The organism is Streptomyces sp. NPDC008150 (assembly GCF_042956945.1).
In the GTDB taxonomy this organism is placed as follows: domain Bacteria; phylum Actinomycetota; class Actinomycetes; order Streptomycetales; family Streptomycetaceae; genus Streptomyces.
Map to the genome: position 1 here is coordinate 311870 of NZ_JBIBHJ010000006.1, position 24544 is coordinate 336413.

Annotated in this window: 22 protein-coding genes and 4 pseudogenes; 8 read left to right on the plus strand and 18 right to left on the minus strand. The window is 69.3% G+C overall.

Annotated features, from left to right (window positions below):
• Nucleotides 1-114: 114 nt before the first annotated feature.
• Nucleotides 115-252 (minus strand): hypothetical protein, encoded by a 138-nt coding sequence (locus tag ACFZA0_RS17765; protein ID WP_391017242.1) that lies wholly within the window; start codon nucleotides 250-252, stop codon nucleotides 115-117.
• Nucleotides 253-1063: 811 nt separating this feature from the next.
• Between ACFZA0_RS17765 and ACFZA0_RS17770 the strand changes: the two genes are divergently transcribed.
• Nucleotides 1064-1267, plus strand: coding sequence for a cold shock domain-containing protein (locus tag ACFZA0_RS17770; protein ID WP_391017244.1), 204 nt, complete (start codon nucleotides 1064-1066; stop codon nucleotides 1265-1267).
• Between the two features lie 215 nt (nucleotides 1268-1482).
• Here ACFZA0_RS17770 and ACFZA0_RS17775 read toward each other — a convergent pair whose 3' ends face one another.
• From ACFZA0_RS17775 to ACFZA0_RS17785, 3 genes are all read right to left on the minus strand, one after another.
• On the minus strand, nucleotides 1483-2097 hold the full coding sequence (locus tag ACFZA0_RS17775; RefSeq protein ID WP_391017247.1) for a TetR family transcriptional regulator: 615 nt from the start codon (nucleotides 2095-2097) through the stop codon (nucleotides 1483-1485).
• Nucleotides 2097-2945 carry an oxidoreductase gene (locus tag ACFZA0_RS17780; RefSeq protein WP_391017250.1) on the minus strand — a complete coding sequence of 283 codons (849 nt, stop codon included), beginning with the start codon at nucleotides 2943-2945 and terminating at the stop codon, nucleotides 2097-2099. Before ACFZA0_RS17780 ends, ACFZA0_RS17775 begins: the two co-directional genes overlap by 1 nt.
• A 712-nt stretch (nucleotides 2946-3657) precedes the next feature.
• Complete coding sequence (locus ACFZA0_RS17785) at nucleotides 3658-4230, minus strand: TetR/AcrR family transcriptional regulator C-terminal domain-containing protein (protein ID WP_391017612.1); 573 nt, start codon at nucleotides 4228-4230, stop codon at nucleotides 3658-3660.
• Between the two features lie 94 nt (nucleotides 4231-4324).
• On the opposite strand from ACFZA0_RS17785, the gene ACFZA0_RS17790 reads away from it, so the two are divergent.
• Nucleotides 4325-5575 (plus strand): FAD-dependent monooxygenase, encoded by a 1251-nt coding sequence (locus ACFZA0_RS17790; RefSeq protein ID WP_391017253.1) that lies wholly within the window; start codon nucleotides 4325-4327, stop codon nucleotides 5573-5575.
• Nucleotides 5576-5877: 302 nt separating this feature from the next.
• Here ACFZA0_RS17790 and ACFZA0_RS17795 read toward each other — a convergent pair whose 3' ends face one another.
• The 3 genes from ACFZA0_RS17795 to ACFZA0_RS17805 form a co-directional block, all read right to left on the minus strand.
• Nucleotides 5878-6660: an alpha/beta fold hydrolase gene (locus ACFZA0_RS17795; protein ID WP_391017256.1), complete on the minus strand. Its 783-nt coding sequence runs from the start codon at nucleotides 6658-6660 to the stop codon at nucleotides 5878-5880.
• 95 nt (nucleotides 6661-6755) lie between these two features.
• Nucleotides 6756-7658, minus strand: coding sequence for an aldo/keto reductase (locus ACFZA0_RS17800; RefSeq protein ID WP_391017259.1), 903 nt, complete (start codon nucleotides 7656-7658; stop codon nucleotides 6756-6758).
• A complete protein-coding gene (locus ACFZA0_RS17805) occupies nucleotides 7655-8521 on the minus strand; it encodes a helix-turn-helix domain-containing protein (protein ID WP_391017262.1) in 867 nt (288 codons plus the stop codon). The genes ACFZA0_RS17800 and ACFZA0_RS17805 overlap by 4 nt, the downstream gene beginning before the upstream one ends.
• 337 nt (nucleotides 8522-8858) lie before the next feature.
• On the opposite strand from ACFZA0_RS17805, the gene ACFZA0_RS17810 reads away from it, so the two are divergent.
• Complete coding sequence (locus ACFZA0_RS17810; protein ID WP_391017264.1) at nucleotides 8859-10256, plus strand: hypothetical protein; 1398 nt, start codon at nucleotides 8859-8861, stop codon at nucleotides 10254-10256.
• A 482-nt stretch (nucleotides 10257-10738) separates the two neighbouring features.
• On the opposite strand, the gene ACFZA0_RS17815 is transcribed toward ACFZA0_RS17810, so the two are convergent.
• From ACFZA0_RS17815 to ACFZA0_RS17840, 6 genes and pseudogenes are all read right to left on the minus strand, one after another.
• On the minus strand, nucleotides 10739-11176 hold the full coding sequence (locus ACFZA0_RS17815) for an SgcJ/EcaC family oxidoreductase (protein WP_391017267.1): 438 nt from the start codon (nucleotides 11174-11176) through the stop codon (nucleotides 10739-10741).
• Complete coding sequence (locus ACFZA0_RS17820; RefSeq protein ID WP_391017270.1) at nucleotides 11152-12147, minus strand: helix-turn-helix domain-containing protein; 996 nt, start codon at nucleotides 12145-12147, stop codon at nucleotides 11152-11154. The genes ACFZA0_RS17815 and ACFZA0_RS17820 overlap by 25 nt, the downstream gene beginning before the upstream one ends.
• Nucleotides 12148-12439: 292 nt before the next feature.
• A complete protein-coding gene (locus tag ACFZA0_RS17825; protein ID WP_391017273.1) occupies nucleotides 12440-12826 on the minus strand; it encodes a hypothetical protein in 387 nt (128 codons plus the stop codon).
• A gap of 135 nt (nucleotides 12827-12961) precedes the next feature.
• Entirely contained in the window at nucleotides 12962-13618 is a 657-nt protein-coding gene (locus tag ACFZA0_RS17830) for a maleylpyruvate isomerase N-terminal domain-containing protein (RefSeq protein ID WP_391017276.1), read from the minus strand.
• A gap of 325 nt (nucleotides 13619-13943) precedes the next feature.
• Nucleotides 13944-14440 (minus strand): annotated as a pseudogene (locus tag ACFZA0_RS17835) (NADP-dependent oxidoreductase); the annotation flags it as partial.
• A 152-nt stretch (nucleotides 14441-14592) separates the two neighbouring features.
• Nucleotides 14593-15351, minus strand: a pseudogene (locus ACFZA0_RS17840) (isocitrate lyase/phosphoenolpyruvate mutase family protein); the annotation flags it as partial.
• A 23-nt stretch (nucleotides 15352-15374) separates the two neighbouring features.
• Here ACFZA0_RS17840 and ACFZA0_RS17845 point away from each other — a divergent pair.
• Nucleotides 15375-16222: pseudogene (locus ACFZA0_RS17845) on the plus strand (IS5 family transposase).
• Between the two features lie 341 nt (nucleotides 16223-16563).
• Here ACFZA0_RS17845 and ACFZA0_RS17850 read toward each other — a convergent pair.
• The gene (locus tag ACFZA0_RS17850) at nucleotides 16564-17145 is read right to left on the minus strand and encodes a VanZ family protein (protein ID WP_391017279.1); all 582 of its coding nucleotides are present in this window, start codon (nucleotides 17143-17145) and stop codon (nucleotides 16564-16566) included.
• A 68-nt stretch (nucleotides 17146-17213) separates the two neighbouring features.
• On the opposite strand from ACFZA0_RS17850, the gene ACFZA0_RS17855 reads away from it, so the two are divergent.
• Nucleotides 17214-17456: an isochorismatase family protein gene (locus tag ACFZA0_RS17855; RefSeq protein ID WP_391017282.1), complete on the plus strand. Its 243-nt coding sequence runs from the start codon at nucleotides 17214-17216 to the stop codon at nucleotides 17454-17456.
• Nucleotides 17457-17628: 172 nt separating this feature from the next.
• On the opposite strand, the gene ACFZA0_RS17860 is transcribed toward ACFZA0_RS17855, so the two are convergent.
• Both ACFZA0_RS17860 and ACFZA0_RS17865 read right to left on the minus strand, forming a co-directional pair.
• Complete coding sequence (locus tag ACFZA0_RS17860) at nucleotides 17629-18252, minus strand: hypothetical protein (protein WP_391017285.1); 624 nt, start codon at nucleotides 18250-18252, stop codon at nucleotides 17629-17631.
• A gap of 157 nt (nucleotides 18253-18409) precedes the next feature.
• Nucleotides 18410-18777, minus strand: a pseudogene (locus tag ACFZA0_RS17865) (IS5/IS1182 family transposase); the annotation flags it as partial.
• Between the two features lie 57 nt (nucleotides 18778-18834).
• Here ACFZA0_RS17865 and ACFZA0_RS17870 point away from each other — a divergent pair.
• Nucleotides 18835-19026, plus strand: coding sequence for a hypothetical protein (locus ACFZA0_RS17870; RefSeq protein ID WP_391017288.1), 192 nt, complete (start codon nucleotides 18835-18837; stop codon nucleotides 19024-19026).
• 526 nt (nucleotides 19027-19552) lie between these two features.
• On the opposite strand, the gene ACFZA0_RS17875 is transcribed toward ACFZA0_RS17870, so the two are convergent.
• A complete protein-coding gene (locus ACFZA0_RS17875; RefSeq protein ID WP_391017291.1) occupies nucleotides 19553-20155 on the minus strand; it encodes a hypothetical protein in 603 nt (200 codons plus the stop codon).
• A gap of 716 nt (nucleotides 20156-20871) precedes the next feature.
• Between ACFZA0_RS17875 and ACFZA0_RS17880 the strand changes: the two genes are divergently transcribed.
• Complete coding sequence (locus tag ACFZA0_RS17880; RefSeq protein ID WP_391017294.1) at nucleotides 20872-21465, plus strand: DUF998 domain-containing protein; 594 nt, start codon at nucleotides 20872-20874, stop codon at nucleotides 21463-21465.
• A 957-nt stretch (nucleotides 21466-22422) separates the two neighbouring features.
• Nucleotides 22423-23424 carry a hypothetical protein gene (locus ACFZA0_RS17885; RefSeq protein WP_391017297.1) on the plus strand — a complete coding sequence of 334 codons (1002 nt, stop codon included), beginning with the start codon at nucleotides 22423-22425 and terminating at the stop codon, nucleotides 23422-23424.
• A 437-nt stretch (nucleotides 23425-23861) separates the two neighbouring features.
• Here ACFZA0_RS17885 and thpR read toward each other — a convergent pair whose 3' ends face one another.
• Nucleotides 23862-24539 carry an RNA 2',3'-cyclic phosphodiesterase gene (gene thpR, locus ACFZA0_RS17890; protein ID WP_391017300.1) on the minus strand — a complete coding sequence of 226 codons (678 nt, stop codon included), beginning with the start codon at nucleotides 24537-24539 and terminating at the stop codon, nucleotides 23862-23864.
• Nucleotides 24540-24544 lie beyond the last annotated feature (5 nt).

Genomic DNA, 24544 nt, shown 5'->3' on the forward strand with positions numbered 1-24544 from the left:
TAGTGCCCTGTCGGTGGCCCGGGGTGCGGATGAATGCCCACGGGATGCACGCCTGGTCTTGGCCCTGGTCCCGGATTCCGGCCTGCGCGGCCTCCCGGGAAGGGGCGCCGTTCTTCAGAGTGGTTGTGTGGGTTCTTCTTCGGCGGAGGGCGGCTGGTCGGTGTCCTTGGAGAACAGGATGTTTTCCAGGGCGTCCGACCCGAAGAGCATGAGCACGATCAATGCCAGCAGGAGCAGGGCGATCACGATCACAACGCCTCCCGGTGGTTCGGTTCACGGCCATCCTGGTGGGCACTCGTTCCCAGACTGGCCCGATCGAGTGATCAGCGCCTGCGGGGCGGGCAACCTTGTAGGCCGTTCGGGTGGCATCGGATTGTGCCGCGATCAGTCCTTGCTCTGCCTGTTCTGCCCGGGGGCGGACCGGGGGCTCCGGGAGGTGCAGGCTGCGGTCATGCCGAGGCGGGGTCGACAGGGATGTCTTGGACGTCTTGGTCGACTCGACCAATTGTCGGGGTGCATCGATACGCGGCTGGCGACCGCGTCGGTTCGCGCCCGACTGGGTTTCAGTGGACCGAGCCCTACGAGCGTCTCAAAACAACGTCTGCGGGGAGGTCACCAGGCGTAACGGCGGCAATCGTGGCGACCTCGCCTTTCGGAGCCGGAGCCGGAGCCGGAGCCGGAGCCGGAGCCGGGGGCCTCGCGACGTCGGGCATCTGTGTTGCGTCAGCACAGGCAGCCGTACGGGACTCGGGTCTGGACGAGGTCACGAGGTGGTTGGTGAACCGGCGATAGTCGGGCGGTTGCTCCGTATGGGGGACGTGCCGCGGTCCGGCCGGAGTTCTGCAGCAGGGACCTCGCTGCCGCTGACGTGCGGTTTTGGGTGGGCCGAGAGGGAGCGGCCGTCGGGCCTCGTGGTCGGGCGGTGTGGTCGGGTCGGCTAGTTTTTGATCAGCAGTCGTGGTTCCGATGCGCCGCTCGAATGGCGGTCGCAGGACCAGGGCGATCACCTCAACCCCCAGGGGTGCGCGACCGATGCGCATCCCGTCCTCGACCAGGGAGCGGCATGGCTACCGGAATCGTGAAGTGGTTCAACTCGGAAAAGGGCTTCGGCTTCATCGAGCAGGACGGCGGCGGCGCCGACGTGTTCGCCCACTACTCGAACATCGCGTCGACGGGGTTCCGTGAGCTCACGGAGGGCCAGAAGGTCGAGTTCGACGTCACTCAGGGCCAGAAGGGCCCGCAGGCCGAGAACATCAGGGCCATCTGACGCACCGCACCGCAGAGCAGGCGCTCTGCTCCGCACCGCGCCTGCACTGAGTCCGTAGACCAGAGGCCGCCGCCGGGATCGAGACGGCGGCCGGCCGGTGTCGGTTCGGTGTCACGGGCGAGAAGGTGGCCCAAGGGGCGGAGCCCGCGGCGGGCGGGTGTCTCAGGCCGTCGACGACGGTGGACGGATCCTCGGTGTCGTCGGTAGCGGTCAGCTCACGTGGTCAGCCCGGCGCTGGTGAGCCAGATGTGTGCGCATGTCGCCGATGCCTCTTGGAGTTTCTCGTGGGCTTCCTGTGAGGCGTGGTAGAAGGTTCGCTCGATCATCCAGCACAGGGCGCGTGCCATGGCTGAAGCTTGTTCGGGTGCGGTGCCGGCCTGGATGCCGGCGCGTTCGAGGACGGCGGTGATGGCCGCGATGAACAGGTCAGCCGTGTGGTTCCACAGCTCACCGATCTCCGGCACGGTCAAGGACAGGTCGATCGCCGTGCGCATGACCAGGCCGTGCTCGTTCCACAGCTCGACCGTGCGCTGCATGGCCGCCGCGATGGCCTGGCGCGGCTCGTCCGTCTCCGCGGCGACCCGGGACCGTTCCCACAGATGCTCGACCGTCCGGGCCACGAGCGCCGTGACCACTTCCTGCTTGGAGCCGAAGTAGAAGTACAGGGCGCCGCGGGTGATACCGGCGCCCTGGGCCACGTCGGCGACGGTCATGGCGTCGTAGCCCTTGTCCGCCAGCAGGGCTTCGCAGGTGTCGAGGATGGCCCGCTCCCGGACGTCTCCCTTGCGCTCGGTGGTGCGACGGCCGCGCGCGGGGTGCTGGCCGGGCATCAGAGCTGAGCGCCGTCGGCGAAGTCGGTCGTCCGGGAGAGTGCTTCCCACGCGCGGATGTCCTCGTCCACGGCCGTGCGCGCGGCGGTGACCAGGCGGAGCGCGTCCGAGCCCAGGACGAGGTGGGCCGGGGGCTGGTCGACCGTCGTGATGTGGACGAGGGCTTCCCCGGCCTTGGCGGGATTGCCCAGCTGGTTGCCGCTGGCCTTCTGCCGTGCCGCGCGGATGGGGACGAACAGCTCGTCGTAGTCGTCGACGGTCCGCGCTGCCCGGGTCATGGAACGTCCGGCCCAGTCGGTACGGAAGGAGCCGGGCTCGATCGCCGTCGCATGGATCCCGAACTGCGCGACCTCCTTGCCCAGCGCCTCCAGGATGCCCTCCAGCGCGAACTTGCTGCCGCAGTAGGCGGACATGCCGGGTACGGCCATGAGTCCGCCTATGGAAGTGACGGCCATCAGGTGTCCGCGGCGGCGCTGGCGCATGTGCGGCAGCGCCGCCTGCAAGGTGGCCATCGCCCCGAACACGTTCACTTCGAACTGGCGTCGCACCTCGGCCAGCGGGGTTTCCTCGAAGGTTCCCTCCAGGCCGTAGCCGGCGTTGGCGACGACGACGTCCAGGGGGCCGACGTTCCGCTCGACCTCCGCGACCGTACTGATGGCGGCGTCGGCGTCCGTCACGTCCAGGATGCGGCCGTGGGTGTACCCGGGCCCGAGCTCTTCGAAGGCCCGCAGGTCCTCCTCGGAGCGGACGGTACCGACGACGGTGTGCCCGGCCGCCAGGGCGGCCTGGGCGAAGGCGCGCCCGAGGCCCGTGCTGACGCCGGTGATGAGCCAGTTCCGCTTCTCCACTGTTCCTCCAGAGAGGTCTTGAGAGGAGCCGGGTGGCCCTCTCAAGAAAAAGTCTACACAACGTCGAGTTTTCTCGTTACTGCGTTGATTCGGCAGCGCCCGCAGAACGGAACCCGAAGGTCAACCTCGTGCTGCGCTCCTCTCGGTCGGGTCTACGTCGTCAAGACCGATCAAGGCCGGTCGAGGACAGTCAGGACTGGTCAAGGCGGGCGGTCAGGTCGTCGACCGTCCGCATCGCGACCTCGCGCGGGCATCCTGCGAGGGCTGGGAGGAGATGCGAGCAGGTCGCGGGCCAGGCCGGCACCGCTCTTGCCGGCGCCGACTCCGGTGGGACGCGCTCGTCCATGCTCGACGAATCGCGAAGCGGAATCGTCGGGCCGCGCGGAGGCCGGCCGCCGCTGACAGCGACTCGGCGCACCGCCCGAAGTGCGCCAGAGTCTGTCTCCGGGAACCGCTCAGCGGGTCGACCGAGGCCAACGGCGATGGCTCTCTGGTGTACGCGTGTATGAGGCGAGGCCAGGGGCCAGGGCGGCCCGCCCGCAGGTCTGCGTACCGTGCGGTGAGTCCTGCCCGTGCCGAAGCGCGGTGCGCGACACCTCGGCTCGCGGGCCTGTCAGCCTCAACCTCCAGTACAGGGTCAGGCTCCAGTACCGGACTCAACCTCCCGTGCCGGCCTCAACCTCCAGTACAGGGTCAGATTCCAGTGCTGGGCTCAACCTCCCGTGCCGGACTCAACCTCCAGTACCAGGCCGTTCAGGATGAGGCGGACGCCCGCCTCGAATGCCGACTCGTGATCGATGACCGGCACATTGGCCGGTAGATCCGCGCCGTCGCCGGGGGCGGTGTCCGCCTGCTCTTCCAGGACGCTGCCGACCGTGAAGCGGCTGGCGGTCAGCATGGCCATCTGGGCTGCTCGCTCGGGCACACCCGAGGCGACGAGGAACTCCATCTTGCGGCGGATCCGGTCGATGTCGCCGGTGGGAGTGCTGCCGGCGTGCAGCCGTGCACCGTCCCGGTGCAGCAGCAGGGTGCGCCTGAAGCTGCGCGTGTTGTCCAGGAACCAGGTGCGCCAGTCGTCGTCGGGTGTCGGCAGAGGTGCGGTCGCGTGGGGCGTCATCGCCGCCGCCGCCATGGCGGCGAGGAGATCCTTCTTGGTGCGGAAGTACCAGTAGAGCGACGGCTGCTCGACTCCCAGTCTCTTCGCCAGTCGCCGCGTACTCACGGTGTCCAGTCCGACCTCGTCGAGCAGTTCCAGCGCCCCGGCGATGACGGTCCCACGGTTCATCTTGGTCACGTTGACAATCTATCGCTGATAGACAACTCTCGGAATGGAATCATTCACTGATAGATTTTTTGGGGTGATGGTGATGGTGATGGGCATGCCGAACGGATCCGACGGGCGGTCCCTGCGGGTTCTGGTCGCCGGTGCCGGTATCGCGGGGCAGGCCTTGGCCTTCTGGCTCGTGAGGGGCGGCCACCGGGTGACCGTTGCCGAGCGCTTCCCGGCACTGCGGGACACGGGGGCCCAGGTCGACCTCCGGGGGCAGGGCATCGAGGCCATCGAGCGGATGGGGCTCCTCGACGCCGTCCGGGGCAAGCTCGTGGACGAGAAGGGCGTCGCGTTCATCGATGGCCACGGCAGGGCCAGGGCCACGATCATGGCCAACACCTCTGGGCAGGGCCGCCAGAGCCTCACGTCCGAGTACGAGATCATGCGCGGTGACCTGGTGCGCATCTTGAACGATGCGACGAAGGACGACGCCGACTACGTCTTCGGCAAGAGCGTGGACGGCTTCGAGCAGGACGCGCACAAGGTCGTGGCGCACTTCTCCGACGGGTCCTCCGGCGAGTTCGACCTCCTGGTCGGCGCGGACGGCCAGGGTTCACGCATCCGGCAGGCGATCCTTCCGAAGGGCTTCGACCCCTACTGGCGCGTCGGTATTCACATGGCCTATTGGTTCGTCCCACGCATCGAATCCGACAGCAGCATCCGGGACACCTACATGGTCCCGGGCGGCCGCCAGATCATGCGCCGCAGCCACAACCCGACCGAGACGCAGGCGTACTTCGTGATGCGGGAAGAGTCGGAGGATGCCTCGGCGATCCACCGTGCTCCCGTCGAGCGCCAACAGGAGTTCTGGGCGGACAGGTTCCGCGACGCCGGGTGGCAGACCGAACGCTTCGTCGAAGGCATGAAGACGAGTCCGTTCTTCTACTCCCAGGAGGTCGTCCAGGTGCGCACCGACACCTGGTCCGAAGGCCGCGTGGTCCTGGCCGGTGACGCCGCGCACTGCGCCTCTCCCTACAGCGGCATGGGAATCTCCGGCGGCCTGGTCGGCGCACTCGTCCTGGCTGACGAGATAAACCGGCACGCGGACGACCTGCCGACGGCCCTGAAGAATTACGACAGGGTGCTGCGGCCCTTCGTCGACGAGATCCAGGCCGAGGTGAATCCGCGCCTTCTTCGACTGGCCATGCCGGAAACGCAGCGTGCGATCGACGCCTTCCAGGCTGCCACCGCGCTGGCCTGCTTCCTCCACGTCCCCGATCTCGTCGCGCGCTTTTCGAAGGAGGACCGCGGCGGCGCCTGGCAACTCCCCGCGAACCCGGCACGGCGCAGCGCCGCCTGAGACGACGGGTCACGAGGGCTGACAGCGCTCCGGCGTGTACCGGGGCAACGCGAAAGCACCTGGGGCGCCGGACGAGGAGGCGCGGGAGGACCTGGCCACACGCATGCCACGCAGCAGGATCGGCTCGTTTCGGCCGGGACGACGGCGGGGCGCTGCGCCGGGGGACGGGGTGTGCCTTCGGCCCGGCACGCGGCACGCGCCGCCCGCGGGTGAACGGGCCTCCGACGGCCGTGCTGACGGGACCCCGGCCTGGCGGGCCACCTGATCCTCCAGCATCGGGAGCACCGCTCGGAGTGTGAGGTTCAGGGGCGCCGCTCCGGGAGACGGCGGACGAAGTCCAGCAGCAGGGTGCAGAACGCAGCGGGCTGTTCCAGTGGCGCGAGGTGGCCCGCGGCGCGGATGACCGCGGTGTGGCCGGCGTTGAGGTCCCGGGCCAGTCCCTCGCCCCCCTCGAAGAAGTCGGGCATGTCGTGTTCGCCGACCGCGACCGGGGCGGGCACGGTCAAGCTGCGCAGGACCGCCATTCCCTCGCCGAGCGGGTCCGCTGCCAAGGGAGGCTCGCCGTGGGCGAGTTGTGCGGTCAGTTGGCCGCGGAGCATACGGGCCGCGTGCGCGCGTACGTCGTCGGTCGCGTCGGTCGAGGTCCACGCCTGGACGCCGGCTGTCACGGCTGCGTCCAGGTCGTCGGCGTCGAGTGCCGCGCGTTCGGCGTCCCACGCGGCTCGCAGACGGGGTGAGGCCGGCTGATCGTGGGGCCGGTACCCGACGAGCACCAGGCCCTCGACCCGCTCGGGTGCCGCGACGGCGGCCTGGAGTGCCACCAGGGCGCCGAGGGAGTTCCCCGCCAGGACGAAGCGGTCGGCCCCGAGGTGGTCGAGGGTGTCGAGTACGTCTGTCCAGGGGGCCACCTCACGGCCGTCGGGTACGCGTGCGCCGCCGTGGCCGGGCAGGTCCAGGGAAATGGCCCGCACGCCGGCATCGGCGAGCAGGGGAAGGTGGGCGCCCCACATGGTGCGATCGGTGGGACGGGCGTGCAGCAGGACGACCGGGCGGCCTCGGCCCGCTTCGTCGGAGGGCAGCAGCATGGCAGGTGTCTTTTCTTCGGTGGGAACGCCAGGGAGAAGGCGGAGACGGAGGGCAGCGGGCTCACGGTGTGGAGGGGCCCGCTGCCGGAGGGCTGTCAGGCTGTGACGGCGGTCAGTTCCGCTGCTTCCGCGTCGCTCAGCCGCAGGGTCGCCGCGGTCAGGTTCTCCTCCAGGTGCGCGACCTTGGAGGTGCCGGGGATGGGCAGGACGACGTCGGAGCGGGCCAGCAGCCAGGCCAGTGCCACCTGCAGGGGACCGGTGTGGTGGGCGGTCGCGATCCGTTCCACCGGGCCACCCGCGCGGGCCGACTCACCCGCGGCCACCGGCGCCCACGGGATGAAGCCGATGCCGTGGCGGGTGCAGTACTCCAGGACGTCGGCGGAGCCGCGGTCGGTGAGGTTGTAGCGGTTCTGGACAGTGGCGATCTCGGCGATCGTACGAGCCTGCTCGATCTGGGCGACGGTGACCTGGGACAGCCCGATCGCGACGATCTTTCCCTCGTCCTGGAGCCTCTTCAGCTCGCCTACCTGGTCCTCCAGCGGGACTTTCGGATCGACGCGGTGCAACTGGAACAGGTCGATGTGGTCCATGCCGAGGCGGCGCAGACTCATCAGGGCCTGTTGGCGCAGGTACTCCGGGCGCCCGACCGGCGGCCACGCCGCCGGACCGAGGCGCACCGGTCCCTCGGCGGTCCTGATCACGTCGGGCCCGTTGCGGGTCAGCCCGGCCTTGGTCGCGATCAGCACGTCGTCACGGTAGGGATGGATCGCCTCCCGGATGATCTCCTCGCTCACGTACGGGCCGTAGGAGTCCGCGGTGTCGATCAACTGCACGCCGAGTTCGACGGCGCGGCGCACCACCCGGACGCACTCCTCGCGGTCGTCGGGCTCACCCCACACCCCGAGCCCGGTCAGGCGCATGGTGCCGAACCCGAGGCGCGCGACCTTCTTGCCGGCGATCTCGAAGGTGCCGGCGGCGTCGGACAGCGAAGCGGTCATGATCGGACTTCTCCTTCTTCCGCGGGGGCGTCCTGGTCTGTCGACGCCGCTTCCTGCTGGGACAGCCGACCGAGCAGGACCAGGGCGTCGGCGCCGGCGCTGCCGGGTTCCGCGCTGTAGACGGACAGGTGCTGTCCGGGGGTGCTGGTGACGGCGAGCGCCTCGAAGTGCAGCCGCATCTCTCCCACCCGCGGGTGCCGGAAGTGCTTGTCCTCGTGCGTACGGGGCCGGACCTCGTAGCGCGCCCACAGGCCCGCGAACGCGGGACTGCGCACGCTCAGGCCGCCGACGACCGCCTCGATCCGTTCGTCCCGCGGGAACTGCGAGGAGGAGGCCCGCAGATTGCCCACCGCGATGCGTGCCGCGTGGTCCCAGTCGACGTAGAACTCGCGCGCGAACGGATCGAGGAAGATCATCCGCAACAGGTTGTCGTACCGGGCGAAACCGCCGTACAGCTCACGCGCCAGCGCGTTGGCCGCCAGCACGTCCTGCGCCACCCCGACCACGAAGGCCGGCACGTCCCGCATGCCGTCCATCAGCCGCAGCAACTCCGGGGCGACACTCGTCGAGGCGGCCGCCGTACCGAAGACGGACAGGCCCAACCGGAAGAGGTGCGCGGCAGCCGCGTCGTCGAGCCGCAGCGCCCCGGCGATCGCCCTCAACACCTGCTCGGACGGACGGCGCTCCCGGCCCTGCTCCAGCCGGATGTAGTAGTCCGTGCTCATCCCCGCCAGCAGCGCCACCTCGTCACGCCGCAGCCCCGGCACCCGCCGCGGCCCGTCATCGAGCAGCCCGACATCCGCCGGCGTGACCGCCGCACGACGGGCGCGCAGGTAGTCACCAAGTTCGTTCACGCTTTCCATGGCAGCCACGCTAATCGCGCACGCACGCCGGGTCGTGGGTGCGCTGCACACACCCGGGCGCGACGGCTGGGCCCGTGTCCCGGGCCGCCGCCGCACACCCTCGCGCACCTGCATGCGTGGTGCACGCAAAATGATCGTCAACTGCACAGCAGGCTCTCAGGCGACACCTAGGCTTGCGCCGCTCAGGTCCCACCGGACACGACAACCGGTCATGTCCGCGGATCCGGCACGCCCGCGCGCCCGCGGTGACCGGACGCAACGGCTCAACGTCTCCTGTCCACGCCGCACACGCAGTCCGTGCTCCTCGCACGGTTCATCCCGACATCCAAGGGTCCTCATGACTTCTCCGCACCCTGTCCGGCGCCGACTGGCCGCCGTCCCGGCGGTCGTCGCCATGCTGGCGGCCGGCCTGCTGACCGCCGCTCCCGCGCACGCGGCCGGCGAGGCCCTTCCGGTGGTGAGGCTCGCGAAGCTGCCCACCCTGGCCCTGCCCGCCGCGCCGCAGACCGCCCAGCCCTACTTCTCCTACACCACGAACGCCTCCACACTCGACGTCGACGACGCCGTCGTCACCGTGGACTTCGGCAAGCTCGCGGACATCGCCACCGTGTCCTTCTCCGGCAACTGCACCGTGGCGGGCACGGTCGCCACCTGCTCCGAGTGGCTGGACTACGGGCAGGTCAGCGATGGCGAGAGCTTCGGCTCCGATACCCAGATGACCGTCACGGCGCTGCCTGACGCGCAGTTGGGGGCCACCGGCAGCTACACGGTCGCCGGGCACTCCGACGAGGCGACGATCGTCGGGCGCACCGCGAATGTCGTGGTGGGCGGGCCCGCCCTCGCCCTCCGGCAGCCCGCGGAACGCACCGGTCTGGCTGTGGGCAGCACCGTCGCCGAGCCGGTGCGGTTCACCAACAAGGGCACCCTGCCCGCGTCGGCCACCGAGGTCGTCCTCCAGGCGTCACCGGGGCTGGACTTCGCCGACCACTACGCCAACTGCCGTTACGGGACCAACGGTTCGGCCCAGGCGCCCACCCAGGTGGCGGTCTGCCGCATACCGGGTCCGGTCGGTGTGGGGGAGAGCGCGCGTCTCGCGACACCGGTACGGCTCCAGGTCACCTCGGCCGCCCTCGTCACCTACTTGGATGTCGCCACCTACGCACCGCGCGACGAAAGATACCTCGACGGCGTCCAGTTGACGCCCGGAACCGGGAAGAGGCTACGGCTGAAGGTGCTCGAAGAAGGTGACACCACACTGCCGGCGGGCGACGTGTCCGTTCCGTTCACCGGCAACGCGAGCAACTACCGTATTGCCACGCTGAAGGCGGACAACACCGACGACTTCGGCGTCACGGGCGCGACCGCCTCCGGCGGACAGGGCGCCGACACCATCTTCGAGTTCACCGCCTACTCGGCCGGCCCCGCGACCCTCTTCGACCGCAGCGGTGGCGAAGGCGTCCCCCTGGTGAGGGTGACGCCCCCGCCGGGCACCAGCGTGGTGTCGACGTCCGCCAACTGCCATGCCGACGCGGGCGCTTACCTCTGCCGTCTCGACTCGTTCGTTGTCCCCGCCGGGGCCACGAGCCACTTCTCCCTCACGGTGCACGTCAACGACGCCGAACCGGGCGCCCAGGGCACCGTCTCCCTGGTCTACGGGCCGCCCGGCGAGGACGTGTACCAGTTCCCCTACGACAAGAACAGCGCCAACGACTCCGCCGCGCTGATCCTGCAGTGAAGCAGCCGGGGGGCAACTCCTCGGACTCGCCCCGGACTTGCCGACTGTCCCATTCCTTGATGACGCCCGTCTGTCCCACTCCCTCCCCGGGAGTGGGACAGGCGGGCTCGCTGACATCCCCCACCCACCACCAGAAGGGCACCGAACCCCGGTGCACCGGGCAGGCTTGGCGGCCTGGGCCTGGGCCTGGGCCTGGGCCTGGTGCAGCGGGCGCGAAAGCCGAAGATGTGCAGGTGGCGGTCGAGCGCTGTGGTGGACTGCCGCGCGGCGTGGAGGAGGCCGACAGTTCCAGGGAGACGGTCAACTCGCCTTTGATTGCAGGAAGGTTGCCAGCTTGAAGGCAGCGCGCCTGGCCTCGTTGGTTCCAACTGACGTGTCCGGACTCGAGCCGGCTTGGTGCCCTGCGCCCGAACGCGAGTGACCCCGGGGGAGGTCCCTTCGGTGGAGTCAGCGATCTCGTGTGCGTCCTCGGGGCTGTGCCCCTATCCGGCAGCTGCCTGGGTGTCCAGGGCCATCGCGGTCTCCAGCGAGATCAAGCGCGCGTTCTGCAGTGCCGCGATCTCCCAGCGGTCGTTCTGCCAGACCAGTGCGAACAGTTGGAGGAAGTGGCGGCTCGACAGCGGCTCCTCCTCACCCGGCATCACCATGGCGACGCGGTGATGCACCACGCCCATGCCCGGACGGACGATCCGGGCGAACGCCACCTCGCCCCGCACCATCCGGGAACCCTTCAGCACGGTGTCGAAGAGCGGCTGGTTGAACGCAATCACCGACTCGCGTCCCTTGTGGATGGTTCCCTCGAAGTCTACGAGCTCGGCATCCTCCGCGAAATCGGCAACGAATGCGGTGGCGTCACCGCTGTTCCAGCCCTCGTTCATCCGGGCCGGGATCGCGCTCATTGCTTCGACAGACTGTTCCATGTGAGCGCCTTTCTGCGTTCTGTACCCTCAGCCACCATCCTCGGCGGGCCGGGCGGCCGACGCACCATCCGTGCACGGTTGCCGGACATGAGTGCCGCCGCGTTGTAGCCGTAGGTGGCCTTGAACAGTCGGCTGAAGTGCGCCGGATCGGTGAACCCCCAGCCGGCGGCGACGGCCGCGACGGTCCGACCGGTCCCCGCCAGATCCGCGTGGCACCGTTCCAAGCGTTGCCGGCGGATCAGGGCCGCCACCGTCAGCGGCTGGTCCTCGAAGAGCTTGTGCAGGCGACGCACGGACATGTGGTGCGCCGCGGCCACCTTCGCCGGAGTGAGGTCCCGGTCGGCCAGCCTCGCCTTGATGAAGCCGACGATCCGGGTGCGCAACGTCTCGTCGTCGACCGGTCGCGGTGAATGACCCAGTTGAGCCGAGAGTGCCACCGCGATCAGCTCGATCACCGCAGCCGCCGACCTGGCCGCCTCGTCAGCGCGGAATCCGTCCAGATACCGCACCGCGTCCCGTGCGAGGGAGGACACCAGGGCCCCGGGGCCGCTGTCGCCGCGGATACGCACTCCAGCCAGCCGGGCCGCGTCGTCCGGCCCGAGTCGCAGCGAGCGGCGTGGCAGCAGCATGGTCACGTGCGTGGACGCGGTGCTGGCGAACCGGACTGGTCGCACCGGGTCGATCAGGACCAGGTCGGTGGGCCCGAGCTCGGCGGTGCTGCGGCCCTGCTGGGCGCGCACCCGGCCCTGCATCACCAGCTCGATCTGCCACAGCTCGCTGTCGGTGGCGCGGGCGGACCGCGCATCGCGGAAGCATTCGCCCTCCGGGGTCACCAGTTCGGCCAGGCGCAGGGGCCCGAGCTCGCGGGTGACGACGTCGGCCTGGAAGTCGTCTCCTGCGTGACGGCGACCGTGCAGGGGTGGCAGACCGCTCGTCGCGAGAGTCTCCAGAAATTCGTCGGCGCTGTTCATGTGCCGTCGCCGTCAGAGCGCCGCATGCGGCACAGGGCGCCGCTGTGTACGCCGTCGCGGAACCACGAGCCTCGCATCACGCACTCGCGGCGCGGACCTTGCTTCTCCGGCGTGTCGTTCGGCGACGTTCGTCATGTCCCACCTCGTCATCAGCGAAAGCCGAGCCCGGTGCCCGCACAGCGTCCATGGACGACCTTACCGGCGCCCACCGGTACCGAACTTGTCGACAGAAGTGGTCAGCCACACATATGAGTTGAGCCGAGCCCCGATGGTTCTCACACTGGCGGGCCTGTCACCTGCCGGGCGGGGCAGCGCACTTGGGGGTTTCGGCCGGCTCTCTGGTGGGTCGGCGGCCTCCGCAGCAGGCCACCACTTCTGTCGCCGTGGAGTTCAGGAAGATCGTGAACCAGGAGGATCTGTCCAGCGCGTCGATTGACCCGATACGAAGCGGCGCCTCCCGAGCTCGCCTGAGGATGGCGACGCTCTCGGCGAGGCCGTTGATCGTGTGGCCACGCTTCGAGGAGTGCCGCATGCGCCCCCGGAAGACGCCCGCGTGCCGGCTGGCCGGGACCAGACCGTCCCAGACGACGAAGTCAGCCCCGGCGACCAGGGCGTCACGCGCCGGCCCGCATGCCGGAGTCTGCTCGCGGAGCAGGGCGATGAGGTCGTCACGAGTCATATCGCGCCCCGGTGACAAGACCGATGACCTGCGGACGCCGGGCCTCCTGCGCTGCCTGTACGGCTGTCTGGTGCACCGCAACTCGTCCGTTCCCTTGAGAGTGCCGCCAGGAAGCCGTGGTTTCGGTTGGGCTGGTCATCCGAGGAAGAGGGGGAGGGTCGCTGCCAGTTCGCCCAGTTCCGCTTTCTCCACGTCGGTCGGGGCACGCCGTCCGGTCCCGACCAGCAGGCTGTCCTTGTCCGAGAACGACGCGGGGAACGCGGCCCCGGCAATGCTCTCCAGCAACTCGCGTGATCGGCGGAGTCCCTCAGCGGGCGGCGCAGCCGCGCGGGGCAGGTGTGCGATCAGGTCGAGGTGGTGGAGCGTCCACTCCAGGACGTACGCGGAGGTGTAGTCGTTGACGGTGAGGACCTCGTCGCGGGTGCTGACCCGGAGCCCCGGGTCGGCGAGTGCGGCGGCGCGACCGGCGGCGGAACCGACGTCGTCGAGGTGGAACTTGAGCAGCCCCGGCTCTTCGTACGCGGCGGCCAACCGGACGACGAGCGCGTCGAGCGGGTCGTCGCCGGTCGGCGGGGTTGCCACGACGTTCCAGTAGGTCACCGCGTCGCGGGTCGGTTCCGTTTCGGCAGGGGTCGCGAGGGTGATCAGGACGTCCTGAGCATCGATGACCAGGTGGCACACCAGATCTCGCACGAGCCAGCCGGTACAGCCCGACGGCCGCGCGAAGTCGTCGTCCGAGAGCTCGGCAACCGCGGCACGCAGCGCCGACCAGGAGCGTTGGAAGAGGTCCACGGCCGCAAGCTAGCAGCTTCCGCCCGCCGCCGACTGAGGCGTGGCGCACCGGGGCGTGGTGGGGCAGGTCAGGGCCAGTGACATCGGAAGGGCGCAGGGGCGGGGCGACTGCTTCCTCGGCGGCTCTCGCCACCTACGCGCTCTGAGCGCACGGCAGCACTGTCCGGTCCGGCCATCAGGTCGCCACCACCGGCCCGATGCCTTGCGGATGGTTACGGCAGGCGTCTCCCTTGGTCGTCTTCGGGATCCCGCGAACGCGCACTCGTTCTGCCTCTCGCACAGCCTGAGCACACCGCGCCGCCCGGAGCAGCATCCGAACGGCGCGTCACATCACACAGCGCAGTGGCACTCCGCTGCGGCACGAGAGGGTAGGGACGATCTTTCTGCGGGCGTGGTCGGCGTCGCTCAACGGGCCTGCCGCAGCCGCGTTTTCAAGGACGAAGGCGGCTGCGACCGGCACGATGAGGCGGCCCTGCTGAGCAAGTGCGGCGGCTGCGGCGAGTCCGTCGCAGTCCAGGACGATGCCGACGCCGGCCGCTGCCGGAGCGGTAACCCGTTCACCCAGTCCGAGGCCGCAGGTGGTCGGTGTCGCCCCCAGTCCCGCGACGAACAAGATGGTTGTTGGGTGCGATGGCCGCCGTGCCAAAGACGTGCGCGCCGCGGGCGGCCGCGCGCAGGACGGCGACAGTGCCGAGTCCGCCCGCGGTGCCCTCGATCAGCAGGGTCGTGCCCGCGGTGCTTTCAGCCGGTCGAGGGCCGCAGGGCGGCTTCGCTGTTGGTAGCGGCGCCGGCCAGGCTGGTGCAGCATGCGTTGCCGTGAGGTGGGGGCCGGCGCTCTCGCCAACGCACCCCGTAGGAAAGCCTCGGTAGGATTGTTCGGCCGTCTCGCAGTGGTCCGCTGCCCGGTCAACGGCCCTGCCGCTTGCAGTGGTTCGGGCATGACGGCCGCCTGTGGGCCACGGCTCCCGAATCATTCAGGGGCAGTTGGGTTCGGAGAACAGCGCGTTGACTTCCGCGAAGGCCATGCCCTCGGCGAGAGAGTCGTAGCCGCCGGCGCCGAAGAGATCCTGCGCGGCGCGGCGGGCGGCGGCGTAGGCGACCTGCGCCACGCCCGAGCCGAGACTGACGCGGGCCACGCCGAGGGCGCCGAGTTCGGCAACGGTCGGGGCGCCGGGGCCGGCCATGACGTTCAGCGGTACGGAGATGTCCCTGGCCAGCGTCGCGATGGTGGCGGTGTCGGTGGTACCGGGTACGAAAATGCCGTCCGCGCCCGCGTCGATGTACATGTGTGCTCGGGCCAGGGTTTCCTCCAGCCGGGTGTCCGGGTCGCCGAGTCCGAACAGGAAGGTGTCGATACGGGCGTTGAGGAACAGGTCCGCGCCTTCCCGGTCCGCGGTCTGCCGGGCTGCGGTCAGCCGCATCGCGAGTTCTGTCGGGGGTCGGGTGCCGTCCTCAATGTTGACGCCGACGGCGCCGGCAGCGAGCACACCGGCTATGGTCTCGGCAACGCTGGCGGCATCCGCCCCGTACCCGCCCTCGATGTCCGCGGTGACCGGCACTCCGACGGCAGCGACGATTCGGCCGACCAGTTCCAGCGCACGCTCGCGGGCAAGGAAGTCGCCGTCAGGGGCACCCAGCGACCAGGCGACCCCGGCACTGGTCGTGGCGATGGCCGAGGCGCCTGCGGCCTCGATGACGCGGGCGCTCGCGACATCCCAGGCGTTGGCTAGGGCGTGTCTTCAAATGATCTTGAGTGATGGATCATGGTCGGGTGATACGTCGTCATGAACTGTCCGATGCCGAGTGGGAGTTCGTCCGGTTGTTGCTGCCTGCGTCCTTGCGGGGGCGGAAGCGGCTGGACGACCGCACCGTGCTCAACGGGATCGTGTGGAAGTTCCGCACCGGCACGGCCTGGCGGGACGTGCCCGAGAGGTACGGCCCGTGGGCCACGCTGCACACGCGTTTCCGGCGCTGGGCGCTGGACGGCACCTTCGATCGGATGCTCCGGGCCGCCCAGGCACGGGCGGATGCGGCCGGGGACATCGACTGGCTGGTGTCGGTCGACTCCACCGTTGTGCGGGCCCACCAGCATGCCGCGGGGGCTCGAAAAGGGGGCTCCGCAGCCCCGCCCTCGGACGCTCCCGGGGTGGTCTGACCAGCAAGATTCACCTCGCCTGCGACGCGTTGGGGCGTCCGCTCGCCTTCACCGTCACGGGCGGCAACACCAACGACTGCACCCAGTTCACCGCCGTGATGGAGGCGATACGGGTGCCCCGCATGGGCCCGGGACGACCCCGAGTGCGGCCCGCCCATGTCCTCGGCGACAAGGGCTACAGCTCCAGGGCCATCCGGACCTGGCTCCGGCGGCGAGGCATCGGCCACACCATCCCCGAGCGGGCCGACCAGGTCCGCAACCGGCTCCGGCGCGGCAGCCGCGGCGGGCGTCCGCCGGCCTTCGACAAGCAGCTCTACAAACAGCGCAACGTAGTGGAACGGTGCTTCAACCGAATGAAGCAGTGGCGCGGCATCGCGACCCGCTACGACAAGACCGCCGAGTCCTACCAGGCAGCCGTCACCCTCGCATCACTGCTGATGTGGGCGTGACATTTGAAGACGACTCCTAGAGCCAAGGGCGCAGATGCTGTGTGCAGGGAGCGGAAGTCGGGTGCGTTGTCCGGCCGTGTGATGGTCATGGACGCAGTCAAACACCTACTGCCGCCCACCTTCTGGCGAGAAACCGACATGGACGTCGACGTCGGAGTCGGCGCAGATTTCCTATCGGAGCCACCCCTCGAAGGACTTCCGGAGCTGACATCGAGACGGGAGAAGTCGCTGAGGCCGGTGCCCGGTACGCGCACAGTAGGTGGCGTTGGCTTCCCCTTGCGAAGCGGCGCCGCATGTCGCCCTGGCGTCCACTGTGGTTCTGGCTGGACGGCCTCGCACGCTTACTGCGATCCGGTTCGAGGTGCGCGGTGGGTTCTGGTGGGGCGTGTGTGGTGGGCGGCTGCTGTGAGGCAGGCGGTGGCGATGGCGGAGCCGGTGAGTGCGCCGGTGGTGTTGAGGAGGATGTCGTCGATGTCGACTACGCGTCCGGCGGCCATTGCGTACTGCAGGACCTCGATCAGGGTGCTCGCGGTGGCGCTCCAGGCAGTGGTCCGCAATACGCCCGGGGCGCGTCGGCAGACGAAGGCGGACAGGGCGCCTACCGGGACGAACATAGTGGCGTTGGCGATCTGCAGACGCACGATCATGGCCCGTTCTTCGGGCAGGAGCATGCTGCCCGGTGACCAGAGTCCTTCGCCCGGCATCCACCAGATGGTGTGTCCGCTGGTTCCGAAGGCCTGGGTGGGGGCGAGAGTCGCGGCGGCGACCAGGACCACCCACAGGGCCAGCAAGACCCGCGCCGTGAACCCTACTTGTCGGGCGTTGGTGCATGTTGTTCGGGCGGCGGCCCAGGCCAGAGCGGTGACCGTCGCGAGGAAGCAGGCCACGGTGGTGGTGTTGATGTAGAGAAGGACGCGCCACATGACGGCCTTTCAACGCGCGGGGAAGAACGAAGTCACGGCCGGCCGATTGCAGGGGGCTGTGGGCGGAGTTGCGTGGCTGGGCCGCTGATCGACACCCATCCGGCGGTGGCGCCCCGACCGGGCGATGTGGTGCTGGACAAGGACAGGCTGACTCCTTCCTCGCCACTGGGCTCGGTGAGCTACTGGACGAGCGAGCCGTGCGCTGCCTGATCGTCACCGGGTTCGCCACCGAGTACTGCGTTGACTCCACCACGGCAGCACACATCCGCGTTGATGACGCGCGTACGACGAATTCGGCGCCGCGGTCCTGATCCGCACGCGGCTCACGGCTCGTTCTGTCGCCGTGCGACGCTGACTGCTGGGGACTGCCACCCTGAGGTGCTGGACGGAGATCTGCATCAGCTGCCAGCAGCCCCTCCCCGTCAGCATCCGCACGGCAACAAGGCCAAGAAAGGCCTCGCGGAGTCCTCTCGGGAACGACTCTCAGTGTCCCCAGGTGGCGTAGACGACGACGTTCCCGCCGGTGTCCCTGGCGCTGACGCACACCTCACGCCAGTCGAGCAGCCAGCCGTTGGAGCGGCAGCTCTGCTGCTGGAGGCCCAGCTCGCGGATGATCTCAGGATGGGACAGACCGTCCTCGCTGGTGATCGTGGCGACGCGCCAGCAGCCGCCGGAACCGCAATCGGTGCCTTCGTTGACCAAGCTGATGCCTGGCGGCAGTGAGGGGAGGGCCTTCGACGGCGGGGCGTCTGAGCCATCGCTGATTATGACTGCGTACATGAGGCCAACCACGAGGGTGAGGGCGAACTGCATCCCCAGGAGGCCGATGGCTCCGTTGCGGCGAGAGATCCATTCTGGGGACGGCGAGTTCTCGTAACGTCCTTCAAGTCCCGCGCCGCAGGCGATGACCAGGGGCGCGAGAACCGTGAACACAAGATGGGCGTCAGGCCTGGGGGCATCGATCCAGCCCCGCTGGACACTGATCAGCAGGCTCGCTCCAGCGAGCAGCATCCCGCCGATCGCGAAGCCGACGGGGCGGGTGCGGGCAATCGTCGTCCAGACGACGGCGGGCGCGACGGCGAAGAGTATCCCCAGGACGATCAGCATGTACGGGGGGACGTGCGGCCTGTGCTCCCGGTTCCACACGACTGGGGACACCTGGCCGCGGCCGCACGTCGACGCTTTCGGCGGCACACTCCACGCTCCCAGAAACCGCTCAGCGAAACTCACCGCGTGGAAGAACCGGCACTGCAGGCTGCGTGCAGGTGGGGATCAGGGCACCGTCCATGACGCGCACGGCCCTCCCGGCTGAACCTCCTGCCGGGCTGGAGAGCGCATATCGGCGCCGGGTGGTCGATGTGCCTGGTCGGCCGCCGGCTTGAAAACCCCGAACTTCGGGGCGTGCTGTCGCATGGTCAGTTCCGTGCGCCGATACGCCGTGACGGCAGAGCCCGGTCGCTACGCGGAAGGCTCCACGGCCTGCCCCCTGTGGACCGCGTCGCACCTTCGCGCCGCGGAGCCGTCACCAACTTCCGGAGAGTGCGGCGCTGAGCTCGGTGAACGGCGCATCCAGGATGTCTCTGACACCGTGATCACATCAGTCGCAGCCAGATCATCGCAGCGGCTTATCATTCGATCCGAAGAGACGGTAGCCGTCGGAGGGGGGCGACAGGGGTGGTCGCAGCACGCATGGCAGCAGCAGTGTTGATCACCTGGGCCGCGCTGATCGCGCTCGTACTCGCACCGTCAGCCCTGCCCGAGCAGTGGCAGTACTACATCTACTCCCCGGCGAGCGTGGGATTGTGGATGCTGGCCATGCTTGCAGCGCCCTTCGTGGTCTGTGCCGTCAAATGGCCATGGATCAAGTCGGGCAGCAAGTGAGCCTCGATTCGCCTGCGTGCCCGCGGACTGACCCGTAGTACCGGGAGGGCGCAGGAGTTTGCTCGTGAAGGCCGCCGAGGACCAGCTGATGATGCTCCTCGGCCCACACCTGGGCCGTCGGCAACTTGCTTACCCGTGAGGGCAGTTGCCCCCGACGGGCCGAAGGGAGCTGCGGGAAATTGCTGTCGGTGTGCAGCCCCGCGTTGCCAACAACACGGTGGCGTGCAGCACTTCGCGGCCTCCGTGCCGGCACAGGGCACCGCCCTGAGGCCGCCGCGGCGCCTCCGGTACGCCCGCTGAAGCAGCTCCCACAACTCATCCGGTGACCGACGGCCGTTCAACGGTTCCCACCGCAGTCAACGAGCTGTCCGGTCAGCCACGGTGTTGACCGCACTTCCCGTGTGGGCTCATACCCGCGAGTCCCCGCCGGACGTCTCCTCAACGCGAACCCGCTCGACGAGCCGTCCCTGCCGGGGCCGGCGATCAGTGACTCGTTTCCGCGCTGGGCCGGGGAGTGCGGCGGGCCTCAGCATTCTCCGGACCGCGAGGTCACCGCGATGCGGTAGATGGGGGTCGTCGAGACGCTGTCGCCCCCTGGGACCCCGACGCCCTCGTAGTCGTCGCCCTTGCGGTGGGTGCGGTGCACCTCGACACAGAAGACCGCCGAGGCCCCAGCGGCGCCCACCGTGTAACGAGAATCCTTGAGGGTGTTGCCGGGTGCCGGATCGGCGCCCACGCCGTTCTGCGGGGCGCCGCCACCGCCGTGCTCGACCAACTCGTCGACGAGCATCTCCTGGTTGTCCTCGTCGAAGCCCTCGCCGTCCCCGAAGTCCGCGAGAGCTCCGAAGCGGCGGCTGCCGTCGAGTGCGGCGGTGCTCTCGCTCACAGCGGTGCGCAGTTCGTCGTCGCTCCAGCCGGCGTTGTCCACCGAGGCATGCAGTTGCAGCGCCACGAAGACGCCCACGGCGGCCAGGACGAAGAAGATCACCCGGCCGACGATGATGCCGCCGTCGGTCAGTTCCGGCGCCCCGGGGTTCACGGCAGCACGCAACGCGTGTACGCGGGACGGGCTCGACAGGACACCTGCCAACACGAACAGCGCGACCATCACCCAGGTCGTCACGATCATCCCCGTCACACTGAACTCCCCTGACTCAAGAAACTGTTGGTACAACAAGGGACGCCCACGATAGGAGCGGGCAGGCAACGACGGCGATCCTGAACGTAAACAGTCCTGTACCTGTCGGCGTAGAGCCGCAGCCGCGACTGCCGCCGCCATCCCGCAGGGCAGCCGACACCTCGTCGAGGCCTGGGCAGAGGGACGTTCCAGGCGTCGCTCGACGGCACTTTTGCGGCAACCGTCGGCACCGGGAGCGACCGAGGCGACTGACGGGTCGATACCTTGCCTCGGAGCCTTCGGCCCCCGCTACGCCCTGATCGTGCGGGGGAACGGTGCTGTGGAACCGGGGAAGCGAGGAAGTCCGGGACGGCCCCTGAACTGTCCTTGCAGCCTTCGCCGTATCGCGAGCCTATGGCCGGACGGCGGGAGCGCCAGCCCGCCCTCGGCCGTCGCCAAGGTCGTTGGTCCGGCCCGGTCGGATCGTCGAACGGTACGAACGGCTGAGCCGCGTCTGCCCGGCCGTCGCGCCCATGGTCGGCTCGGTCGCACGGGCACAGGACGCACGACCCGCTGATCCCCTCCGACGTCGACGGGAGCAAAGCCGGCGCAAGCACCACCGACCCAGGCAAAGCCTTTACGGGCCGGGTTGGTACAAGTGACGTAGACGCACAGAGCGTACAAGCCGGGACGAGTGATTTCGCGCGGCGGCTTTATACCGTTGCCGGGTGAAAACCGTCCCCAAATGGGCTCTTCTAACGTCAGGATGCGCACCGGTCCTCTTTACCGCGGGCTGGGTGTTCGCCGCCCACCTTGCCGGTCCTACATACAATCCGATCAAGCAAACGATCAGCGTACTGACCGCCTACGGGGAGGCGGGAAAAGTGATCACCGTGGCCCTTGTCGTGCTGGGTCTGTGCCATCTGCTCACGGCGTGGGGCCTGCGAGTGGGTACTGCCCTGGGACGGTTGACGCTGGCGGGAGGCGGCGTCGCGGCCCTGGTCGTGGCCATGATCCCGGCACCGATCAGTGGCGGCTCGCTGCGCCACGGAACGGCGGCCGCCATCGGGTTCGTCCTTCTCTCGCTGTGGCCGATCCTCTGCTCGGCGAACGGGGAGAACGCCCCCTGGGCACTTCGCCGCAAGCCGTCCTTCACGGCGATACTGGTGATGCTCCTGGGCGGAAGCTGGTTTCTCCTGGAGAGCCTTTCGGGCGGCGATCTCGGAATTGCCGAACGCTTCGTGACGGACGTTCAGTCCATCTGGCCTTTTGTCGTCGTCATCTCCTGTCTTCGCCACGCGAAGATCTCGGGGGGGACGTAGTCACGTTCGCTCTTTGGCGCTCTGGCCCGGTAGACACGACGAAACACCGTGTCCGCCGTTCCTTCGGAGGCCGGACGTTTCGAGTACCTGACCGCGGCGCTGCGGAGCCCTGTGCTGCGGCCGACCCGGGCGACGTCCTCGGGGACGACGGGACTTCCTCGACCTCGCGGTCGGTCCCGACCCGGGCAACCACGGCCCGGTCACCTTCGCGTCGCGCGGGTCCGGTGAACCCCTGGACCACCCTTGCTGGGCTGTGCGCGACGGGCCGAGTCCAACGGGCCGCCTTCTATGCCCGCCGCGCTGCCGAGCCTGTTACCGCGCGGTGCGCGACGCCGAGCCGACGGGGGATGCGGTGCCCCGTGCGTTCATGCGTGCCCAGGCGGGCAGGTGCCGGATGCGGCCGCCGACGTGTCGCGCGGCTGGTGCTGGGTCCCACCCCTGTCGGGACGGCACCGCAGCGGATGGTGCTCAACGACGATGCCCGATCCGCGAGTTGCCCGCGGCTAGACCTTGCCGTCCAGGGCACCCAGCCCGACTCCGTCGGCCCGGATGCCCCCTGGTGCGGCGACAGCACCTACGCCCACACGCAGGAGGGCTGGCTCTATCCGGCCATCGTTCATCGACGTTGGCCATCGTCGCCGTCGAGACGGTGTTGCGCGGGGTCAACTACCGGCCCGGCCGGGCCGTCGCCGGTACCGCGAGCGCCGACCGTATCGAGAGCCGGTACAACGTGCACCGTCTCACCGCGGCTCGGCTGTGGCGGTCCCGCCGACCACGAGATCGTACTCGCGGCCTGGCCACGCCACTGATGGTGTCGGTCAAACCGGAACATGCTCAACCTCCGAGCCTTTCGTCCACCTGCGGAACTGTCAGGCGTCCGGGAGCGGTCCGAGAACTTCTTCGGCCTTTCCCGCGTCACATCATGAACGGATCCGGATCGGAAAGAAGGCTCGCTCCATGACGCCCACGACACCGCACGACCGCACCGGACCTGTGACGGAGGTGAGCACGCAACGCGGTGTCACCGCGACGACCTTCGCCGTCCTGTGGCGGGGCCGGAGCGCGCTGGCGGGTGCGACCGCACGTGTCGTCGGCCTGTCCGGGCTGAGCGCGCTGTTGATGTTGGCCGCGGTGTTCGCGCTCTCCTGGCCCCTGTTCACCCACATGCGGAACCAGCGCATTTGGTACCTGAAGGTCGAGGAGGACCCCTACCTCCACGACAGCAGCGATCTGGTACTGGTCGCCTTCGGCACGCTCCCGCTCTTCCTGCTCCTGCTGGGCGTCGGCAGCGCGGCCTTGCAGAGTGTGTGCTCCCGGGCGGTCGCCTCGGGGACGCGCGCGGCAACGAAGGACGATCTGTTGCCGGCCAGGACCTCCGCTCGGCTGCGGCCGGTGCTCGCGGTGTATGCGATACGCGGCTTGATCGTGTGGACGCTGCCCCTGGTCGTCTTCTTCGTCGCGCACAGTCTCACCGGATACCAGCTCGACACCCCCGAACCCCTGAAACGTGGCTCGTGGCCCTACAGGCTTGTCGCCGGCTCTCCGGCAGTGGCCGTGTTCGTCGGCGTGCTGCTGCGTACGGTGTTCGCCCTCGCCCCGGCCGCCGCGGCTGCGGGCCTGGGCCCCCGCGCTGCCCTGCGCCGTTCCTGGTCGCTGGCGTTCAGGGGCGCCGGGGGAGTCCGCATCCTCGCCCTCGCACTGCCGCTGGCCGCACTCACCGCTGCAACGGTGCGGCTGGTGGTCCAACTCGCCCTGCCGCTGCGCCCGCTCGTGCGACAACTTCTCGAGGAGGCCACAGGCAACTTCTTCGCCGCGTACTACGCCGGCATCCTCGCCCCGGTTGTCGTCGGCATCCTGGCCGGCGCGGCCCTGACGCTTCCCGTCACTTGCACGGCCTTCGCTGTTCTCAACCTGCGCTTGCGGCCGCACGAAGACGTTCCGAGTGGTCAAATGCGGTAATGCGGAAATGAGTTGGCCGTCAATCGCCTGCGGGCAGAGCGGTGGCCCGTGTGGTCCGGCGAGCGCAAGTCCGCGCCCGGCAGGCCGGGTTCTGGCTGCCGGGTCCGCTTTCGGCGGTGCCGGAAGCCGCGGGTTCGGAGGCGGCGCGCAGCGCGAGACCGCCTTCACATGCGTGTCACCGACGAGGCTCCGCCTGTCCTGAGCCCTCGCACCTTTAGGCGAGACCGAAGGTCCGGTCCCCGACCGTCGGAGGGTGAACGTGACCTGGGTGCTGGATAGCGGGACGGACGGTGTCTGATCGCCGTTTACCACGACAGCAAGGCGCTGACACCGATCGAGTGAGGCCTCTGACCTGTCCGCGTATCACTCGCCGGTGCCGCACGCAGCGCCGCTACGGGGAAGGCCGGGTGCGCTGCCGCGTGAGTGTCCGAGCCGGTTCAGGACGGGTGGGGTCGAGCCGGCGGCATCGTGGGGCCCGAACCGTTCTGCTGCTCGTACACAGCGGGCTGTGACGGTCTCGGGTCGGGATGGCCTTGGCCGGCGGCCAAATTCCAGGCGTCAATGTCCTGATAGCGGCGCGGGCCCGGGTGCCCGCTTGCCGTGCTGCCGACCAGGTGGAGGCGCTCGGTCTGCCAGGGGTATCCGGTGAAGCCGTCGAGGTAGGCAGCCGCCGCCGTGACGGAGGTGTTGTCGTAGCGGCGAGCGCGGGCCAGCGTGAGGTGGGGGCGCAGTGGACGCTCGAGGAACGTCACGCCGCAGTCTCTGATCAGCGCCCGCACTGCTCCGGCGAGCTCGTGCAGGTGGTCGAGTTCGCCCTCGACGCCGCTCCACAGCACACGCTCGTCGAAGTGTCCGCCGCCGAGCAGCGACAGTTCGAGAGGGGGACGGGCAGCCGCCAGGTCGGCGAGGGGCGAACGTAGCCGCTGGGCGACCTGTACCGGCTGCTCGCCCAGGAAGGCCAGGGTGATGTGCCAGTCCTCGATGCGGTTCCAGCGCAGGTCGGGACATGCGGCGTAGGCCGGACGCAGCGCGTGCGCCAGCTCGTTCTTCGCATTGTCAGGCGGTGCGAGGGCGATGAACACGTGCTGGGTTGCGGACTGAGGCGGTTCGGTCACGGAAC

What these genes read in the sequence shown, in the direction of transcription:
- ACFZA0_RS17770 (WP_391017244.1), top strand. Translation starts at nt 1,064, where the DNA reads ATGGCTACCGGAATCGTGAAGTGGTTCAACTCGGAAAAGGGCTTCGGC.
- ACFZA0_RS17775 (WP_391017247.1), bottom strand. Translation starts at nt 2,097, where the DNA reads ATGCCCGGCCAGCACCCCGCGCGCGGCCGTCGCACCACCGAGCGCAAG.
- ACFZA0_RS17785 (WP_391017612.1), bottom strand. Translation starts at nt 4,230, where the DNA reads ATGAACCGTGGGACCGTCATCGCCGGGGCGCTGGAACTGCTCGACGAG.
- ACFZA0_RS17790 (WP_391017253.1), top strand. Translation starts at nt 4,325, where the DNA reads ATGCCGAACGGATCCGACGGGCGGTCCCTGCGGGTTCTGGTCGCCGGT.
- ACFZA0_RS17795 (WP_391017256.1), bottom strand. Translation starts at nt 6,660, where the DNA reads ATGCTGCTGCCCTCCGACGAAGCGGGCCGAGGCCGCCCGGTCGTCCTG.
- ACFZA0_RS17800 (WP_391017259.1), bottom strand. Translation starts at nt 7,658, where the DNA reads ATGACCGCTTCGCTGTCCGACGCCGCCGGCACCTTCGAGATCGCCGGC.
- ACFZA0_RS17805 (WP_391017262.1), bottom strand. Translation starts at nt 8,521, where the DNA reads ATGGAAAGCGTGAACGAACTTGGTGACTACCTGCGCGCCCGTCGTGCG.
- ACFZA0_RS17810 (WP_391017264.1), top strand. Translation starts at nt 8,859, where the DNA reads ATGACTTCTCCGCACCCTGTCCGGCGCCGACTGGCCGCCGTCCCGGCG.
- ACFZA0_RS17815 (WP_391017267.1), bottom strand. Translation starts at nt 11,176, where the DNA reads ATGGAACAGTCTGTCGAAGCAATGAGCGCGATCCCGGCCCGGATGAAC.
- ACFZA0_RS17820 (WP_391017270.1), bottom strand. Translation starts at nt 12,147, where the DNA reads ATGAACAGCGCCGACGAATTTCTGGAGACTCTCGCGACGAGCGGTCTG.
- ACFZA0_RS17825 (WP_391017273.1), bottom strand. Translation starts at nt 12,826, where the DNA reads ATGACTCGTGACGACCTCATCGCCCTGCTCCGCGAGCAGACTCCGGCA.
- ACFZA0_RS17850 (WP_391017279.1), bottom strand. Translation starts at nt 17,145, where the DNA reads ATGTGGCGCGTCCTTCTCTACATCAACACCACCACCGTGGCCTGCTTC.
- ACFZA0_RS17860 (WP_391017285.1), bottom strand. Translation starts at nt 18,252, where the DNA reads ATGCTGATCGTCCTGGGGATACTCTTCGCCGTCGCGCCCGCCGTCGTC.
- ACFZA0_RS17870 (WP_391017288.1), top strand. Translation starts at nt 18,835, where the DNA reads ATGGCAGCAGCAGTGTTGATCACCTGGGCCGCGCTGATCGCGCTCGTA.
- ACFZA0_RS17875 (WP_391017291.1), bottom strand. Translation starts at nt 20,155, where the DNA reads ATGATCGTGACGACCTGGGTGATGGTCGCGCTGTTCGTGTTGGCAGGT.
- ACFZA0_RS17885 (WP_391017297.1), top strand. Translation starts at nt 22,423, where the DNA reads ATGACGCCCACGACACCGCACGACCGCACCGGACCTGTGACGGAGGTG.